This is a genomic window from Clostridiales bacterium, assembly GCA_030016385.1.
Lineage (GTDB): Bacteria > Bacillota > Clostridia > Clostridiales > Oxobacteraceae > JASEJN01.
In genome coordinates, this window is sequence record JASEJN010000016.1 from 22,677 (window position 1) to 37,346 (window position 14,670).

Annotated in this window: 20 protein-coding genes; all 20 read right to left on the reverse strand. The window is 37.4% G+C overall.

Annotation, left to right across the window (positions count from 1 at the left end; all coding sequences use genetic code 11):
* Positions 1 to 21: 21 nt before the first annotated feature.
* Positions 22 to 606 (reverse strand): stage III sporulation protein AF, encoded by a 585-nt coding sequence (gene spoIIIAF / locus QME45_05660; GenBank protein MDI6618150.1) that lies wholly within the window; start codon positions 604 to 606, stop codon positions 22 to 24.
* Between the two features lie 56 nt (positions 607 to 662).
* A complete protein-coding gene (gene spoIIIAE / locus QME45_05665) occupies positions 663 to 1,835 on the reverse strand; it encodes a stage III sporulation protein AE (protein ID MDI6618151.1) in 1,173 nt (390 codons plus the stop codon).
* A 10-nt stretch (positions 1,836 to 1,845) separates the two neighbouring features.
* Positions 1,846 to 2,232, reverse strand: coding sequence for a stage III sporulation protein AD (spoIIIAD, locus tag QME45_05670; protein MDI6618152.1), 387 nt, complete (start codon positions 2,230 to 2,232; stop codon positions 1,846 to 1,848).
* A gap of 18 nt (positions 2,233 to 2,250) precedes the next feature.
* Complete coding sequence (spoIIIAC, locus tag QME45_05675; protein MDI6618153.1) at positions 2,251 to 2,454, reverse strand: stage III sporulation protein AC; 204 nt, start codon at positions 2,452 to 2,454, stop codon at positions 2,251 to 2,253.
* 13 nt (positions 2,455 to 2,467) lie between these two features.
* A complete protein-coding gene (gene spoIIIAB, locus QME45_05680) occupies positions 2,468 to 2,986 on the reverse strand; it encodes a stage III sporulation protein SpoIIIAB (protein ID MDI6618154.1) in 519 nt (172 codons plus the stop codon).
* Between the two features lie 24 nt (positions 2,987 to 3,010).
* Positions 3,011 to 3,991: a stage III sporulation protein AA gene (spoIIIAA, locus tag QME45_05685; GenBank protein MDI6618155.1), complete on the reverse strand. Its 981-nt coding sequence runs from the start codon at positions 3,989 to 3,991 to the stop codon at positions 3,011 to 3,013.
* Positions 3,992 to 4,202: 211 nt separating this feature from the next.
* Complete coding sequence (locus QME45_05690) at positions 4,203 to 4,616, reverse strand: hypothetical protein (GenBank protein MDI6618156.1); 414 nt, start codon at positions 4,614 to 4,616, stop codon at positions 4,203 to 4,205.
* An 18-nt stretch (positions 4,617 to 4,634) separates the two neighbouring features.
* Positions 4,635 to 5,192 (reverse strand): elongation factor P, encoded by a 558-nt coding sequence (gene efp, locus QME45_05695; protein MDI6618157.1) that lies wholly within the window; start codon positions 5,190 to 5,192, stop codon positions 4,635 to 4,637.
* Positions 5,193 to 5,307: 115 nt separating this feature from the next.
* Positions 5,308 to 6,381, reverse strand: a complete 1,074-nt coding sequence (locus QME45_05700) for a Xaa-Pro peptidase family protein (GenBank protein MDI6618158.1) — start codon at positions 6,379 to 6,381, stop codon at positions 5,308 to 5,310.
* Between the two features lie 65 nt (positions 6,382 to 6,446).
* Positions 6,447 to 7,307, reverse strand: coding sequence for a TIM barrel protein (locus QME45_05705; protein MDI6618159.1), 861 nt, complete (start codon positions 7,305 to 7,307; stop codon positions 6,447 to 6,449).
* Between the two features lie 217 nt (positions 7,308 to 7,524).
* Positions 7,525 to 8,133, reverse strand: coding sequence for a type 4a pilus biogenesis protein PilO (gene pilO, locus QME45_05710; GenBank protein ID MDI6618160.1), 609 nt, complete (start codon positions 8,131 to 8,133; stop codon positions 7,525 to 7,527).
* A gap of 30 nt (positions 8,134 to 8,163) precedes the next feature.
* On the reverse strand, positions 8,164 to 8,715 hold the full coding sequence (locus tag QME45_05715; GenBank protein MDI6618161.1) for a PilN domain-containing protein: 552 nt from the start codon (positions 8,713 to 8,715) through the stop codon (positions 8,164 to 8,166).
* Positions 8,716 to 8,719: 4 nt separating this feature from the next.
* The gene (pilM, locus tag QME45_05720) at positions 8,720 to 9,667 is read right to left on the reverse strand and encodes a pilus assembly protein PilM (protein MDI6618162.1); all 948 of its coding nucleotides are present in this window, start codon (positions 9,665 to 9,667) and stop codon (positions 8,720 to 8,722) included.
* Positions 9,668 to 9,740: 73 nt separating this feature from the next.
* Positions 9,741 to 10,427 carry a pilus assembly PilX N-terminal domain-containing protein gene (locus tag QME45_05725; GenBank protein MDI6618163.1) on the reverse strand — a complete coding sequence of 229 codons (687 nt, stop codon included), beginning with the start codon at positions 10,425 to 10,427 and terminating at the stop codon, positions 9,741 to 9,743.
* Between the two features lie 93 nt (positions 10,428 to 10,520).
* Positions 10,521 to 11,081: a type II secretion system protein gene (locus QME45_05730; GenBank protein ID MDI6618164.1), complete on the reverse strand. Its 561-nt coding sequence runs from the start codon at positions 11,079 to 11,081 to the stop codon at positions 10,521 to 10,523.
* A 3-nt stretch (positions 11,082 to 11,084) separates the two neighbouring features.
* On the reverse strand, positions 11,085 to 11,597 hold the full coding sequence (locus tag QME45_05735; GenBank protein ID MDI6618165.1) for a type II secretion system protein: 513 nt from the start codon (positions 11,595 to 11,597) through the stop codon (positions 11,085 to 11,087).
* 9 nt (positions 11,598 to 11,606) lie between these two features.
* Positions 11,607 to 12,056, reverse strand: a complete 450-nt coding sequence (locus tag QME45_05740) for a prepilin-type N-terminal cleavage/methylation domain-containing protein (GenBank protein MDI6618166.1) — start codon at positions 12,054 to 12,056, stop codon at positions 11,607 to 11,609.
* A gap of 10 nt (positions 12,057 to 12,066) precedes the next feature.
* On the reverse strand, positions 12,067 to 12,819 hold the full coding sequence (locus QME45_05745) for a prepilin peptidase (GenBank protein MDI6618167.1): 753 nt from the start codon (positions 12,817 to 12,819) through the stop codon (positions 12,067 to 12,069).
* A gap of 50 nt (positions 12,820 to 12,869) precedes the next feature.
* A complete protein-coding gene (locus QME45_05750; GenBank protein ID MDI6618168.1) occupies positions 12,870 to 13,259 on the reverse strand; it encodes a prepilin-type N-terminal cleavage/methylation domain-containing protein in 390 nt (129 codons plus the stop codon).
* Positions 13,260 to 13,457: 198 nt separating this feature from the next.
* A complete protein-coding gene (locus QME45_05755; protein MDI6618169.1) occupies positions 13,458 to 14,663 on the reverse strand; it encodes a type II secretion system F family protein in 1,206 nt (401 codons plus the stop codon).
* Positions 14,664 to 14,670: the final 7 nt, after the last annotated feature.

Below are 14,670 nucleotides of genomic sequence, written 5' to 3' on the forward strand. Positions count from 1 at the left end.
TACCTCCAATATGAAAATTAATCAAGATGCTGCATACACCCTGACTTTGTCAGCATCGATATTATAAATAGCGGAAATATGCTTCTTAAGCTCTTTAAAGCTCTCCGATCCGCCTTTATCGGCCTTGCCGGACTCGTCGTCATTTATTACAACTTTATCGACCTGCTTTATAAGCTTTCCTATATGTATCGTTATATTATCAAGTGCCAGATAATTTTTATTTTTTTCATCATCGATAATCCCGACCTCGACAGTTATATCCCTATCACTTCCTATCTCTTTTTTTACCTGATCCCCTATCTCCTTCTCCAGATTCTGTTTGTATAACTTTACAACCTCCAAGGACTGCTTTGTGCTATAATTTTCCGTCTGATTTTTCATGTATTCATTGCTTAGCTGGCTTTCATACTTAGAACTATCGAGGGAAAACGAATAATTCTTATTCATTATTTTCAATACCGGCTGAAGTATTACAGACATTATGAGCAATCCAAGGACCAGCCTTGTATATTTTTTCATGGATGAATTCGGCATCAATATATCTAAAAAAGCTGCAAGGATCATTATAACTACGATCGTATATATCCATTTATTCAGAATATCCATAAATACCGCCTTCCTTCTATCTGGAAACAAAGTATATTCAAATATAAATATGTATTCTATGAAACGGCCATCTTCCCTGTCGATGCCATAACAGTTATCATTATAAAAAACATTATCGCAACGCAAAGCACCGATGCGAAGATAAGCGTCAGTGAATCGCCAACGCTGTTTAAGCATTCGATTATCCTTTTGTCCGATATGGGTTGTATGAGAGCACCTGTAACTTTAAAGATCAATACCAATGTTATAATCTTAATCAAGGGAAATATGCATAATATTACAAGCGCGATTAAACCAAATGTACTTATGGCGTCTTTTAGAACAAGGGAATATCCTGCAATAGTGCTTATTGCATCGGACAGGCATTTTCCGACTACGGGTATGAAGTTATCTATTGCAAACTTTGCAGTCTTTACAGTAACCTGATCCAAGCTCTTGACGGCAGTTCCCCTTATTGTAATTATCCCCACGAAAACAGTAAGCATGAAGCCGAGTCCCCATTTTACAATCTGCTTTAGCAAATCCGCCAATTTTGTTACCTGAAATGTATCCGAGATGTTATTCACAATAGATAATATTACATTCAGGAATATCAACGGGATGATGATATTCTTGACTGCAGTGCTTATTATCTGTACCATTATCATTATCAGCGGATCGAAGATGGATGCCGATGCAAACCCACCCACCGATGTCAATAGGGATATCAAAACCGGAAGCATCGCCGTCATAAAGTCCACCATTTTATTTATTGTGTCTCTGCCTATTCCAACTGCCAGTGTGAAACTTTTTACAATGATTATTATGAGCACGAGATAGCATGCATAATATGCAAGATTCGATATATTTTCACTGCTGAATGCATTTTCAAGGTTCTTCAATATTGCACATATTATAGAAAGTATCACAAGCTGGGATAAAAGCTTTGCATTGAGAAGTACATCATTAAAAAAGTATTTCAGCATCCCGTTCAATAAGCCGGTAAGGCTATAGCCTCCTCCTTCAGATTTAAACATGCTTATGAAGCTTTTTAAATTCAATGGGGGAAGATAACTCTCCGTTTCGCGGTTTAACTGGTCTATGAATTTTTCTATATTCTGTGTATCTATCGAATTTACCTGAGCGTCGTATGTATCACCCTTTTGCATATCACCTGTACTGTCGGCATATACGGTTACCGGCGATAGTAATATAAGTATAAATATTATACAAATTATCTTTTTCATCATAAACTCCACCTTAAGGTATAATCTTAAGAATCGTATCAAGCACAGCCATCAATATGGGTATGGCAAGTAACATTATAAGTATTTTCCCGGCGAATTCCACTTTTGAAGCTATGGCATTTTCACCTGCATCCCTGCATATTTCCGCCCCAAAAGTGGTTATGTATGCTATGCCTATTATTTTTAAAATTGTGGATAGGTATACAAAATCCATATTCACTCTCTTTGACAAATCCTGAAGCAGCGTCAAAACGGCAGACAGTTTAAATACAACAAAGAAAAATATCATTAAGCCTGTTGCTATACTGATGAAGAGAGATATTTCCGGTTTTTGTTTTTTTAAAAGTACTGACAACGCTGCGGCGACTATAGCAAGTCCAACTATTTGGAATATCTCCAATGCAATCACATCCCCGGTTTAGTATAGCTGGAATAAAGTCCTGACGGTATTAAACAGCTTACTTACAAGATTTATTACCAAAAGCATTACGACGACCAGGCCTGCAAGAGTTGTCATCATTGCCTGCTCCTCCCTTCCGGCCCTCCTTAAAATCTGATCCAGCACTGCAATCAATATTCCGATTGCCGCTATCTTAAAAATCAAACTCACATCAAGTTCCATTTTTATCTCCCCTTTAAATAAAAATTATCGCTATTGCAAGACCTGATAAAAAACCCAAATTCTTGTACATCTTTTCATTTTTATTCTGTGCATCGTGGGCCTTGCCTTCCTGTATATCAAGCTGGCTCAAAAGCATTTTAAAATTCTTTTCCTGACTTTTTGTATCCGAACTTCCAAGAGTATGTCCAAAGTTTACGAGTATTTCCATATCCTCTCTTGCAATTGAAAGCATGTCTTCCATATCGCCCAGGGACTTTTTAAAAGCATCGCCCGCTGTAGTATAAAGCCTTTGGTTTAGATAATCCCCTGTCCTTTTAAAAAGAGCATTTACAGGATAACCGATCTTTTTACTTACGCTTTCAAATGCCTCCGGAAGAGGAGTGCTTGAATATATTATCTCGTTTTCGAGCATCTGAAACGATGCCATAAGAAGCTTGATTTCCCGTACTCTTTTGCCGAATCTGCCCCCAAGAATATATCCCAGCCCGGAACTTGACAATATAATAAGCAGGCATCCTATTAATTTGATCACAAAATCCCTCCTTCATCATTACGTTTAATCTATAATGCTTTTAAGGTCCCTGCCGTCTATTACATCCTCTATGGTGCCAGGACCATGCTTTGAGCTTAGAATTATTATCCTTTCAAAAATCCTGTTTTTTATTACGTCATCTATGTACGGCCTTTTCAATACGTCATCGATCCCATCGCCATGTATTGTAGTCACCATGCGTATTCCGGCATTCATCGCTTCATATATAGCCTTTATGTCATCAATGCTCCCTATTTCATCTGTTGCGAGCACCTGCGGGGACATGGATCTTATCATCATTATGAGACCAGCCGATTTAGGGCATGCATCGAGTATATCCGTTCTTATTCCCACATCATTCTGGGGGATGCCCAAGTAACACCCTGCCACCTCCGACCTTTCATCCACGAGGGAAACCTTAAGACCCTTGATTCCAGCTTTTTCATTGCCGGAACTTATCTGCCTTATCATATCCCTTAAAAGAGTGGTCTTCCCGCACTGCGGAGGTGAAATAATAATCGTGTTGTATATGTCATCTTTTTTCATTATATATTTCATGACGGAATCCGCCGCACCTATAACCTGCCTGGCAATCCTTATATTAAATCCCGATATATTTTTTAATGCTTTAATTTTGCCACCCTCAATGATACCCTTGCCTGCAATCCCCACCCTATGTCCTCCCTGCAGCGTTATATAGCCGCATTTAAGCTCTTCTTCAAGGGAATATACCGAATAGTTGCTCAAAAGCTGTATAGTCCTTTCGCAGTCGTCCTTTGAAACTATGTATGCATCCTTAATACTCCCTGGGATTCGGCCCTTAGGGGACAGCATATAATCGGATCTTCCACAATTTATCATCAGGGGTTTACCGAGTCTGATCCTTATCTCTTCTAACTTATTTATATATTCTATGGGGGCGCTCATTATTATTTCCCCTATCCTCGGTGAAATGCTTGTAAGTATCTCATCTTTAAGTACTTTTACTATTTTGTTCCCTCTCATGCCATCCAAAACAACATGTCCTCCTTTCTTAATATAAATAATATTTATCCGGCAGGTATAATATGCAGGAAATAAAATAATTTAATCGGCCAGGATTTTACAGGCAGTCAAATCCTGACCGATTAAATTATTTTGTATAAAAAAATTCCATTATTGATCGATCAATAATGGAATTTTTTTATGCAAGCAAACATATTCGCTTGTTTTTATTTTATTCTTCGATATCTTCGCCTTCACTGGTGTCGCCACAACATTCACATTCAAAATGAATCGGCTCATGGCAATTCGGACATATTATTTCTTCATCCTCATCTTCAAACAGCTCGCCATCAAGGTAAACTTTTTCATGGCAGTTGGGGCATTCTACCTCTATAAACCCGCTGTCGTCATCTTCCTTTTCCCTGCCGTTTACCTTATCTTCCACATCGGAAAGGTCCTGGTCCATGGCGTTTACGTATTCATTCAGCTCGGACTGTGCGCTTTCCAGATCATCGATGGCTTCGGCAATATCCCCGAGTACATCGACTATGGACCTCAGTACTTTTCCTTCCTTTGTATCTTCCTTAATATCCAGTCCGTCTGCTAATCCTCTGACATATGATACTTTTTGTCCTATTGTTTGCATATTACACCTCCGTTTAAATCATGCTCTTTCCATATATTCTCCAGTTCTTGTATCTATTCTTATCTTATCGCCTGTATTTACGAACAAAGGCACCATTATTTCAGCACCGGTTTCAACGGTTGCGGGCTTTAGCGTATTGGTAGCTGTATCTCCCCTTACGCCGGGTTCCGTATGAGTTACCTCAAGCACAACAAAATTAGGCGGTTCTACCGAAAATGCCTCGCCTTTATAGAACCTTATAATTGCATTGTCATTTTCTTTGAGAAATTTTACAGCATCTTCGACTGTGCTTTTGTTTAAAGGTATTTGTTCGTATGTATCAAGGTCCATGAAGTAATAAAGATTTCCGTCATTGTAAAGATACTGCATCTCTTTCCTTTCGATAACTGCTTCCTGAAATTTCTCTGTTGGATTGAAAGTTTTCTCAAGTACGGCGCCGTTTATGACATTTTTAACCTTCGTCCTTACAAAAGCCGCACCCTTGCCCGGTTTTACATGCTGAAAATCGACGATGACGTATACCTGCCCATCCAGCTCAAATGTAGTCCCTTTTCTAAATTCTCCTGCTGATATCATTTATATTATTCCCTCCATAAAACTCATGTTTATATTAAAAATATCACATTAATATTTTACCTTAATTTATTATTATAATTCTGATATTCGAAACTATATTTTATTCAACCGATGCTCAATCAAGTTCAATAAGCTTTTTATCAGACTTTGATATTACATCGCAGCCATCTTCAGTTACAAGCACAAGATCTTCTATCCTGACTCCGCCAAAATCCGGCAGGTATATGCCAGGTTCGTCCGTTATAACCATTCCGGCCCTTAATGTTTCATTTCCTGTTTTAGATACCCTTGGAAGTTCGTGTATCTCCATTCCCACACCATGTCCAAGTCCATGGCCGAAATTCTTTCCATAACCGTGATCCCCAATAATGTCCCTTGCAACCTTATCAAGGTCCGATGTTAAAATACCAGGTTTAACATCTTTTAAAACCTCTTCATTGGCATGCAAAACTATATCGTATATTTCCTTCTGCTTTTGAGAAGCCTTTCCTATTACTATAGTCCTCGTCATATCCGAACAATATCCATTGTATATACATCCATAATCGAGAGTCAGAAAATCTCCTGCATTAATAATCTTTTGAGTTGCAGTACCATGCGGAAGCGACGATCTCTTTCCGGATGCTACTATCGATGGGAACGAAAGGGCCGATGCGCCTTCCTTTCTCATGAAAAACTCGAGCTCAATGCCTACATCATATTCAGACATGCCTGCTTTTATAAACTTAAGCATATGTAAAAATGCATCATCTGCAATTTTTGCCGCACTTCTGATATTTTCGATCTCATTTTCGTCTTTAATCTGCCTTTGCTTTTCAATAACGCGATTTAATGGCACAAACTCAACTTCAGGCATCAAAGAGCGAAGCTTATCATACATGTTGTATGTCATATAGTTTTCCTCAAAACCAAGCTTCTTTATTCTAAGAGATGCTACAGCATCTTTTATGAAACTGTAAATATCCGTCCTGTACTCTTTCACTTCAAAATCTTCAACCTGCATTTTCGCCTGTTCCGTGTACCTCGAATCTGTAATGAACAATGCATTTTCATAAGTTATGATCGCGTAGCTTTCATTCCCTGTGAAATAGCTCAAATAGTTCCTGTTCGCATCGTTATATACAAGGGCACCGTCTATGCCCATCGATTTTAGTGTTTCCTTAAACTTTTCCAGCCTTTTATTTTTCACTATATTACCTCCATATAATAAAATGTCCAAATGTTATTTTACCAGAACCCATATGCATTTATCAATCATTTTTTATGCAGCATGCTTTCATAAATTGTTTTTAATTTCAAAGCATCTTCAGCCATAGTTTTCATGGATTCGCATATGATTACGGAGCACATATCGTATTCGATTAAAAGTTCCGCAAGAGGATCGAATTCAGGTCCAAACTGGGTATCTGCAAGTGTCCAGTGCTTTTTTTCGCCTGCTTTGGTATATTCTATCCTGCTGAAATGGCAGTGTATGTTTTTTAACCTGTATTCCCCAAGCCTGTCTTTTATTGTATCGAGAACTCTCCTGTAATCATCCTTATTTTTAAGGCATCCCTGGCCTAAAGCGTTTACATGCCCGAAATCTATTGTGGGAATAATCCTTTCATCTATACTGCAAAGCTCCATTATCTCATCCATGCTGCCAAGCTGATTTTTCTTGCCCATAGTTTCAGGGCATACGAGCACATCGTCCAATTGCATCTCTTTCAGCGCATCCAAAGCCCTTCTTAATGTTTTTTTGGCAGTATCCATTGCAAGGGATCTGTCAATTTTAGCGCAGGACCCCGGGTGGACAACAACTACCTTTGCCCCCATCCATTGCGCAACTTTAGCGGAATTAACTATATAATCAATAGAGTTTTCTAATTTTTGCTTCTCCTGACTTGCCAGGTTTATATAATAAGGAGCATGTATGCTCACTTCTATATTGAACTTTTTTGCGTTCCTTCCTATTTCCTTAGCCCTTTCCTCGCCTATGTTTACGCCTCTGCTGCAAGGGTATTCATATGCATCAAGCCCCATGTTATGGATCCACTCCGGTGCTTCGGACGAAGACTTATGTCCCTGCCTGTAAAACAAATCGGAATTACCCGCAGGGCCGAATTTAACTGACATAAAAGCACCCCTTTCAAAACAAATTTAGCCTGGCTTTTCACCAGACCTTGGCCAAACCGGTATTATGAATCATGTCCAAATAAATAATACCATACAGCCCCCTATATGTACAGACTTAAAAAAACAACAGGGTACATATTTTATATTCGAATAATATATACCTTACTTCGATCCGTAAATATGAGCTTAGGTTATTTTGAACACTCATTTGCTAGATTCAGTTGAATAAATCTTTTTTACCAGTGTTTATCCCCATAAAAGGATATTTAACCGGCTCGTAAGGATTGCCCTGCTTGAGATACGGGCATGAAATATCAAAATCGGCAATAATACTGCTGGTATTCCGATCTTTATTCATCACAACCTTATCGATAGACAGCTTTCTTTCATTATTCTCAATCTTGCCCATAAGAAATATCATATCATCATAGGTGCCTGATACTGAAAAATTTACAGGTGCAAAGAGCACCTTTGACGTCTTGTTCTGAATTTTATTGTTTCTGTCAGTCTGATTATTCTCTTCTGTAAAACTTATCTTTACTATTCTGCAGTTTGAGGACAAAATAATACTATTTATATCCATAATTATTTCAGGATATCTTACAGTATCAGGTATAATATTTTGCGATTCAGAATTTTTTTTTGTTAATTCATCCACCTGATTTTTGAGCTTTGCAATATTTTTTTGCTGGCTTTTTAGGGTAAGCAGATTATCCATATCATTTTTATATGTTTTTAAAGCATCATTATATCTTTTAATCTGTGGTCCTGTCCCATATTTACATATTAAGAAGAATGACGCAAAAGCGGCCAATATTATAAGCAAAATTTTCTCTCTTAAAGATAAACTGTTCAATTACCGCACCACTCTTTCCGCCTTTATCAATTTTACTTTGATACCAAATCTGTAATCCTGTGAAGTATCTTCCAAAGGCACGATGTCGTCTATCTTTAATATATCAAAATATCCCGAACCTTCAATATTGGCAATGAATACAGCTATTGCCTCAGGATTTTTTGAAGTACACTGCATTATAATCGCATCGTCTGAAAGTTCCAGGGAATTAACGGATACATAAGTAGGAAGCATAGATGACAATTTTTTCATGACATCTGTCCATTTTATCTGCCCCTTTAAATAACTGCCTACAATACTATCATGGGTCACAAGAACATTTTTTTCTTCATTGAGCTTTTTTATTTCGTCAGATATATATGAGAGATTCGAAATCTCCCCTTCGATTTTTTTATTCTTCGCATATTGCTTTAATGTAAGGTACATCGGTATATATATAGTTCCGGCTATTATAAGTAAAACGCATGAAAAACAAAATAAGGCAATAAGCATGTTCTTCCTTTTTCTTTTAGCTATCTTAAACTCTTGAGGGATTAAATTAAGATTATTCATTTTGTCAATTCCTCCTTAAAAGCAAGCTTATGCAGTTGATATATAGATAGAGCTTTTCTTTAAGCCCTTCATCGATTCCTCTTATACCATGGAGAAGTTCCGGACCAAGTAGCTTTACATCTGATCTTGTGTTTCTTTTAATATAATCTGCCATGCCTTTTATGCCCGCGCCTTCGCCATACAAATATATAGAATCAATTTTCCTGTTATAACTGTTTGAAATATAAAAATTGATAACCTTCATCATGTTATCTATCAATTGGTCTGCCAAATATTTAGCACTGCAATCGGCGGTGTAGGTGCCAAAATCACCTGTATCGATCTGCCTTTCAAGAAATAGGTTCCCATTTTGTATAAGTGTAACTGATATTGAATTATAACCCATATCTGCCGTGGCAATTGTTTTATTTTCAGCAAATTCCCCGCTGCCCGCAAAAATTCTTGATATGCTGTCCGCAAAAAGATCTATGAACTTAAGTTTAAGGCCAAGGCCTTTTGCAAGCGCCATATATCCTTCGACCTTTTTCTTGGGTACTGCAGCGACTAAAACATCGAGCATCTTACCGTTTGATGTTTCGCCCTTTTCAATTGTTTTGGAATCTATTGCGTATTCATCGGTATTTATCGGAAGATATTGCTGTATCTCGAGTCTTGCTGCTTTTTTGACCTGTTTTTCAGTCATATGAGGAAGTTCAATATGTCTGGTCACAATATCCTTTCCGCCTATGCCTGTAATCATACTGTTTGCCTTTATACTTTTTCCCTTCATAAAACCCGAAATTACTTCGGTAATGCTTTTTATATCGTTAATGCATCCATCATATACCGCAGCCCTCGGGGTACCAAGCATGGCATATTCTTTAACGTCAGCCCCGCTTTTTAAACTGCTGCCATATACGGCTTTTATAAATTTGCTTCCTATATCCAGTGCAAGAACATTTTTCCCAAACAACAAAACCACTCCTTAGTTTTCATCCCATTTAATGCTTTTCATGAAGGTTAAAAAATCGGATGTTCCTCTATTCTCAATGGATGGATATGGCATTTAAAGAATATTCATCAAGATCGATATAAGGATTCAAATCTGCATCGAATTTCAATATATCATTTAATTCGGGAATTTTATATGATGCATTTATCTTCTTGACCGATTTCCCATAGTATCCTTTCGATGATACATTTATTTTTTTATCCTGATAGATAGTATTTGGATTATTTATGGTAATTTTATAATACGTCTTGATCTTGTTCCGCAATGTAAAATCGTATGCATCTGTGCCGCTACTTTCAGTATCGCTTTCTGAATCAATCTGCTCTTTGAAGTCTCCCTGTATATAATTCTGCATTATATTTGCTAAAATACCATCAGCTTCATTTGCATCGATGTATGAATAAATACTGTCTTTTATTGCCTCCTCCGAATCGGCATCTGAAGATGAGGCACTTTGTATGGCATTGTTTATGACCTTCCTTAAAATAGAGTTTTCGTCATTTAAAGAATCATGGATTATCTCTTTAATCCCATGCTCAAGCATTGGTACAGCCCTTTCCATACCGGCTTCGGCGATATATGAGGCAGCTTTGGAATCCTGATATATTCTAGACATTAAGACCTCACTCAAAGTTACGCCTGTGAGGGAAACCGCGAGTATTGTTATTACGGACATCAGTATTAAAACAAGTATGAGGGCAGAACCCTTGTTATTTTTCAAATATATTCGCTTCCTTTTTAAAAACCGTATGCCATATTTATATTTGAAGAATATTATATATACACTTTCATATGCCTGGTACCCTTCTGCGAATCAATTTTCAAGCCTTGGATATACAGCCTGGAGCATATTAAAGCTCGTACCTGCATCATCATCTTTTGTTCTGATGTTTATGGTCAGGATGCTGTCTCCCGTTTCCGGATATTTATATTCGAACAAAATATCGTCGATATTATTTATTATTTTATTTCTTCCTTTTTCATATTTTGAAACCAATTTGCCTTTATTATCATATGTCTCGCTATATTTGATTCTGCTTAATATTTTTTTGCTCTGTGAATCATATACCCATTTCACAGTCACACATGTATATTCGGTATTCGATTCCTTTTTTCTTATTTCAAGTATGGATTTCTGCAACCCGTCCTCTTTTAAATCGACGACACTCACCATATCGGGGCTTGACATCTTTACTTCCATTTGTATTTCATCCATGGCATGCCGCGCATCCTGCTGTATCCGCCAGTTCGAGTTATCCTTTTTATATGAGTTTATAGAGCTTGAAAAAATACCTTCAACAGTAACGCCCACTATGGCCATTATGGCAAGGGCAACTATTAATTCTATAAGTGTGAAACCTCTGTTTGTTTTCATATATTAGCTGCCGCTCCTCAATGAAATAAAATTTACCTTGCCTGCGTCTTTGTCTACCCTGTTCCAAACCATAACGTTAATCTCTACAACCTCATCATGCTCTTTTAAATCTAAAACTATCTTTATTGCATAATTATATTTTTTATCAGCGTACGAATTTACCGCCGCAAAATCTTCATCTACATAACGGTTGATTTTTCGGACAGCATTATCAGGCTTCAAGCAATCGATTAAGTTTGTCCCATCGTGTGAATTATAATAAAAGTAAAATACCGTCGTATAGCCATTCTGTCCGGGAGTCACATCTTTTGATTCAACTGCACCTATACCCTTATCGCTTTTGTAAATTTCCATGGCGCTTTCGGCGATCGATACGGTTTCAGTCCGCCTCTTCGCGATCATGTTATTGTTGAAGGAAACAGAAAAAAGCCCCATCAAAGGCACTGCTATAATTCCGAGTATAGCTATAGAAACCACAAGTTCTATCAATGTAAACCCCTTATTAAACGATTTCAATAATATCACCTATTCATTTTTAATGCCTATATAATCTGTCGCTATGGCTATCGTAATGCTCCGGTGCTGTCCGAAACTATTTTTCAATGTGATGGTACACGGATGTGGAAGAGGTTTGCCGATAGCATTGAATGATATTTTATTATTCCTGTAAGACGATTTCGATTTATCAAAATTTATTCCATTGGGCAATTTTTTAATCTTAACTATACAATTATTCATATCTTTATAACTGTATATCATGTAATCTTTATTTACACTGTCAAAAAAAATATGGTATATGCTGTCCTCATCCATCGCCTTCTGGCGGCACAACCTTATGTCCGACAATAATTCAATTGTGGATAAATCAAGGCTGGATCTTTGCATGCTGCCTATGCAGGGCACAGCCATTGCCGATAGAACCCCGATGATTGCAATGCATACCGTAAGCTCAATCAATGTGACGCCTTTTTTCATAACAATCTCCTTAGAGCAAGGATAAATACCAGTTAACCATTCCTTCCCCCAAGAAAACAGATATAAAAGCCGCTATTGAAATCCACGGCCCAAAAGGTATATAATCCCTGCGTGTTTTTTTCTTGAGTATTATAAGCACGATGCCTGCTGCAGCCCCTGTTACAAATGAAAGGAGAAGGGTAAGCAAAGTTAGCCTTAGCCCTAAGTAAATGCCTATAGCTGCCATGAGCTGTACGTCTCCTCCGCCCATGGCTCCGGTTATTAGTACTATTAAGAATATTAGTCCTCCTCCTAAAATAAACCCATATAAAAAGTTCAGCAGGCTTGTATTTGATTTATACCCCAGTATATCTAAAATTATTCCAACAATACCTAAAAAAATAATAAGCTTGCCTGGAATAACGCTGTATTCGAAGTCGATAAATGAAACTATAATAAGCACTGATAACAAGAATATGCTCTTTATAAAAATAACCGAAAAACCGAACTTTAAGAAGCAAATCAAAAATACGACTCCTGACGCAAACTCCACCAAGGGATACTGTAGAGGTATTTTCCCACCGCATTTTCTGCATCTTCCATTCAATATGATAAAACTTACAACAGGGAAAAGATCATACCACGCTATTTTGCCGCCACATCTCATACAGTGCGAAGGAGGAAAGATAAGAGATTCATTCATTGGAATCCTGTATATGCAGACATTCAGAAAGCTGCCTGTGATAAGACCGAACAAAAAAACAAAAACATATAGAAGTAACATAATTCCCTCTCATATACTGCGAAGCTGAAAAATATAAAATTGTATTATTGTTATTGCTCAAAAAAAGCTACACTATCTTTAATATCGACCTTTGATGGGTTTCCTTCCATAATTTGCTTAATAGTTTTTGCTGACCATTCGTCAGGTATTTTGTCTATGTATGGTCCGTATCCATCTTCTTTTTTTGTCGTCAATACACTTTTAACATTATAGCTGCCAAGCATATCATCATCTGTTAAAGCTATGTCATGCTCTGCATTGTATCTCTCTATGGCATTCTTTACAGTCGCAAGATCGGCCTTTGCCCTGGTTACATTTGCATTTTTCCCATAGTTCGATACTTTTGGTACTATGACAAGCGCAAGTATTCCAAGTATTGCCATTACAGCAATAAGTTCAATCAGAGTAAAACCCTTTTGATTTTTTAATCTTTTAAACATTTTAATATACCACCTTGGAGAATTTATTTAACGATCTTCGATTCGCAATATGAGTTTATGTTATTTTGAACACTCATTCGTTGATCAAAATAACATAATTCTATTTATAGCTGATTTCAAATTACGAATTGAAGTTAACGATTAACTTTCTAGTATTGATTATTAAATATTTATCGAGCAATTAGTTTTTTACTTTCTTCATACTGACATATATTTGTACATGTCAAACATAGGGATAACCATGCCTATTATAATAAATCCAACTACAATCGCCAGCAACACTATTATGAAGGGCTCTATAAGAGTTGTCAGAGAAGATACACAAGCGTCCACCTCTTCATCATAATAATCCGCCGTCTTCTGGAGCATGCTATCGAGGGAACCCGACTCCTCACCGACATTTATCATCTGTATGAGCATCTCAGGAAAAATCCCTACCGTAAGAAGCGGTTTCGCTACACCTATGCCCCTTTTCATACATTCTTTGCACTTTTCTATTCCATTTTCTATTACGGCATTAGTTATGGCCTTGCCTACGATATCCATAGCCTGAATAACAGGTATACCACTCGATAAAAGTATTGAAAGAGTCCTCGCAAATCTCGCCGTTATTATCTTTTTTTCTATTTTACCGAAAACGGGTATTTCCAGTTTAAGCTTGTGGTATACATACCTTCCCTTTTTGGAACTTGAGTACCATCTTACGAAGTACGCCAAAGATACTATTGAAATAAGAATAATCATCCAGTAATGAGATATCCCGTAACTGACAGCAAGAAGCAGCCGCGTCGGCATTGGAAGCTGAGCATTAAAACTGCTGTACATGGATGAAAAAGTAGGCAGTACCTTTGTTACAAGAAAGGCAACTACACATATTGCAACTGCAGACACAACAGATGGGTACGACATGGCTGATTTTACTTTTTGCCTTAGATTGTTTTCTTTTTCGTAATATACAGCCATCCTGTCCAATATCCTGTCTAATTGCCCTGAAGCCTCGCCTGCTTCAACCATATTTATCAAAAGCTGCGGAAATTCCTTATGCTCTGCCATCGATTCGGATAGAATCTTGCCCTTTTGAACCTGTTCCAGTGTATCTTTTATAACCTGCTTCAATTTCTTCTTTCCTGTCTGCCTGTAAAGTATGTCAAGGGATGATACTACTGTAAGCCCTGCGGATATCATAGTAGCAAACTGTCTGCAAAATATCGCGATATCTCTCATGCCAACTTTTGAAAAAATGGCAATTTTTATATCCTTTGAAGCATAAGCCTTATTCACTTCCACGGGATAATAGCCATTTCTTTTAAGGCACTGTATGACAAACATCTCGTCAGAACCATCCATATTTCCCTTTATAAGTTTTCCCGCAGGACTCTGCGCTTTATATACAAATTCAGGCATTGAAACA

What these genes read in the sequence shown, in the direction of transcription:
- spoIIIAF (MDI6618150.1), bottom strand. Translation starts at nt 606, where the DNA reads ATGGATATTCTGAATAAATGGATATATACGATCGTAGTTATAATGATC.
- spoIIIAE (MDI6618151.1), bottom strand. Translation starts at nt 1,835, where the DNA reads ATGATGAAAAAGATAATTTGTATAATATTTATACTTATATTACTATCG.
- spoIIIAC (MDI6618153.1), bottom strand. Translation starts at nt 2,454, where the DNA reads ATGGAACTTGATGTGAGTTTGATTTTTAAGATAGCGGCAATCGGAATA.
- spoIIIAA (MDI6618155.1), bottom strand. Translation starts at nt 3,991, where the DNA reads ATGAGAGGGAACAAAATAGTAAAAGTACTTAAAGATGAGATACTTACA.
- QME45_05690 (MDI6618156.1), bottom strand. Translation starts at nt 4,616, where the DNA reads ATGCAAACAATAGGACAAAAAGTATCATATGTCAGAGGATTAGCAGAC.
- efp (MDI6618157.1), bottom strand. Translation starts at nt 5,192, where the DNA reads ATGATATCAGCAGGAGAATTTAGAAAAGGGACTACATTTGAGCTGGAT.
- QME45_05705 (MDI6618159.1), bottom strand. Translation starts at nt 7,307, where the DNA reads ATGTCAGTTAAATTCGGCCCTGCGGGTAATTCCGATTTGTTTTACAGG.
- QME45_05715 (MDI6618161.1), bottom strand. Translation starts at nt 8,715, where the DNA reads ATGAATAATCTTAATTTAATCCCTCAAGAGTTTAAGATAGCTAAAAGA.
- QME45_05730 (MDI6618164.1), bottom strand. Translation starts at nt 11,081, where the DNA reads ATGAAAACAAACAGAGGTTTCACACTTATAGAATTAATAGTTGCCCTT.
- QME45_05740 (MDI6618166.1), bottom strand. Translation starts at nt 12,056, where the DNA reads ATGAAAAAAGGCGTCACATTGATTGAGCTTACGGTATGCATTGCAATC.
- QME45_05745 (MDI6618167.1), bottom strand. Translation starts at nt 12,819, where the DNA reads ATGTTACTTCTATATGTTTTTGTTTTTTTGTTCGGTCTTATCACAGGC.
- QME45_05750 (MDI6618168.1), bottom strand. Translation starts at nt 13,259, where the DNA reads ATGTTTAAAAGATTAAAAAATCAAAAGGGTTTTACTCTGATTGAACTT.
- QME45_05755 (MDI6618169.1), bottom strand. Translation starts at nt 14,663, where the DNA reads ATGCCTGAATTTGTATATAAAGCGCAGAGTCCTGCGGGAAAACTTATA.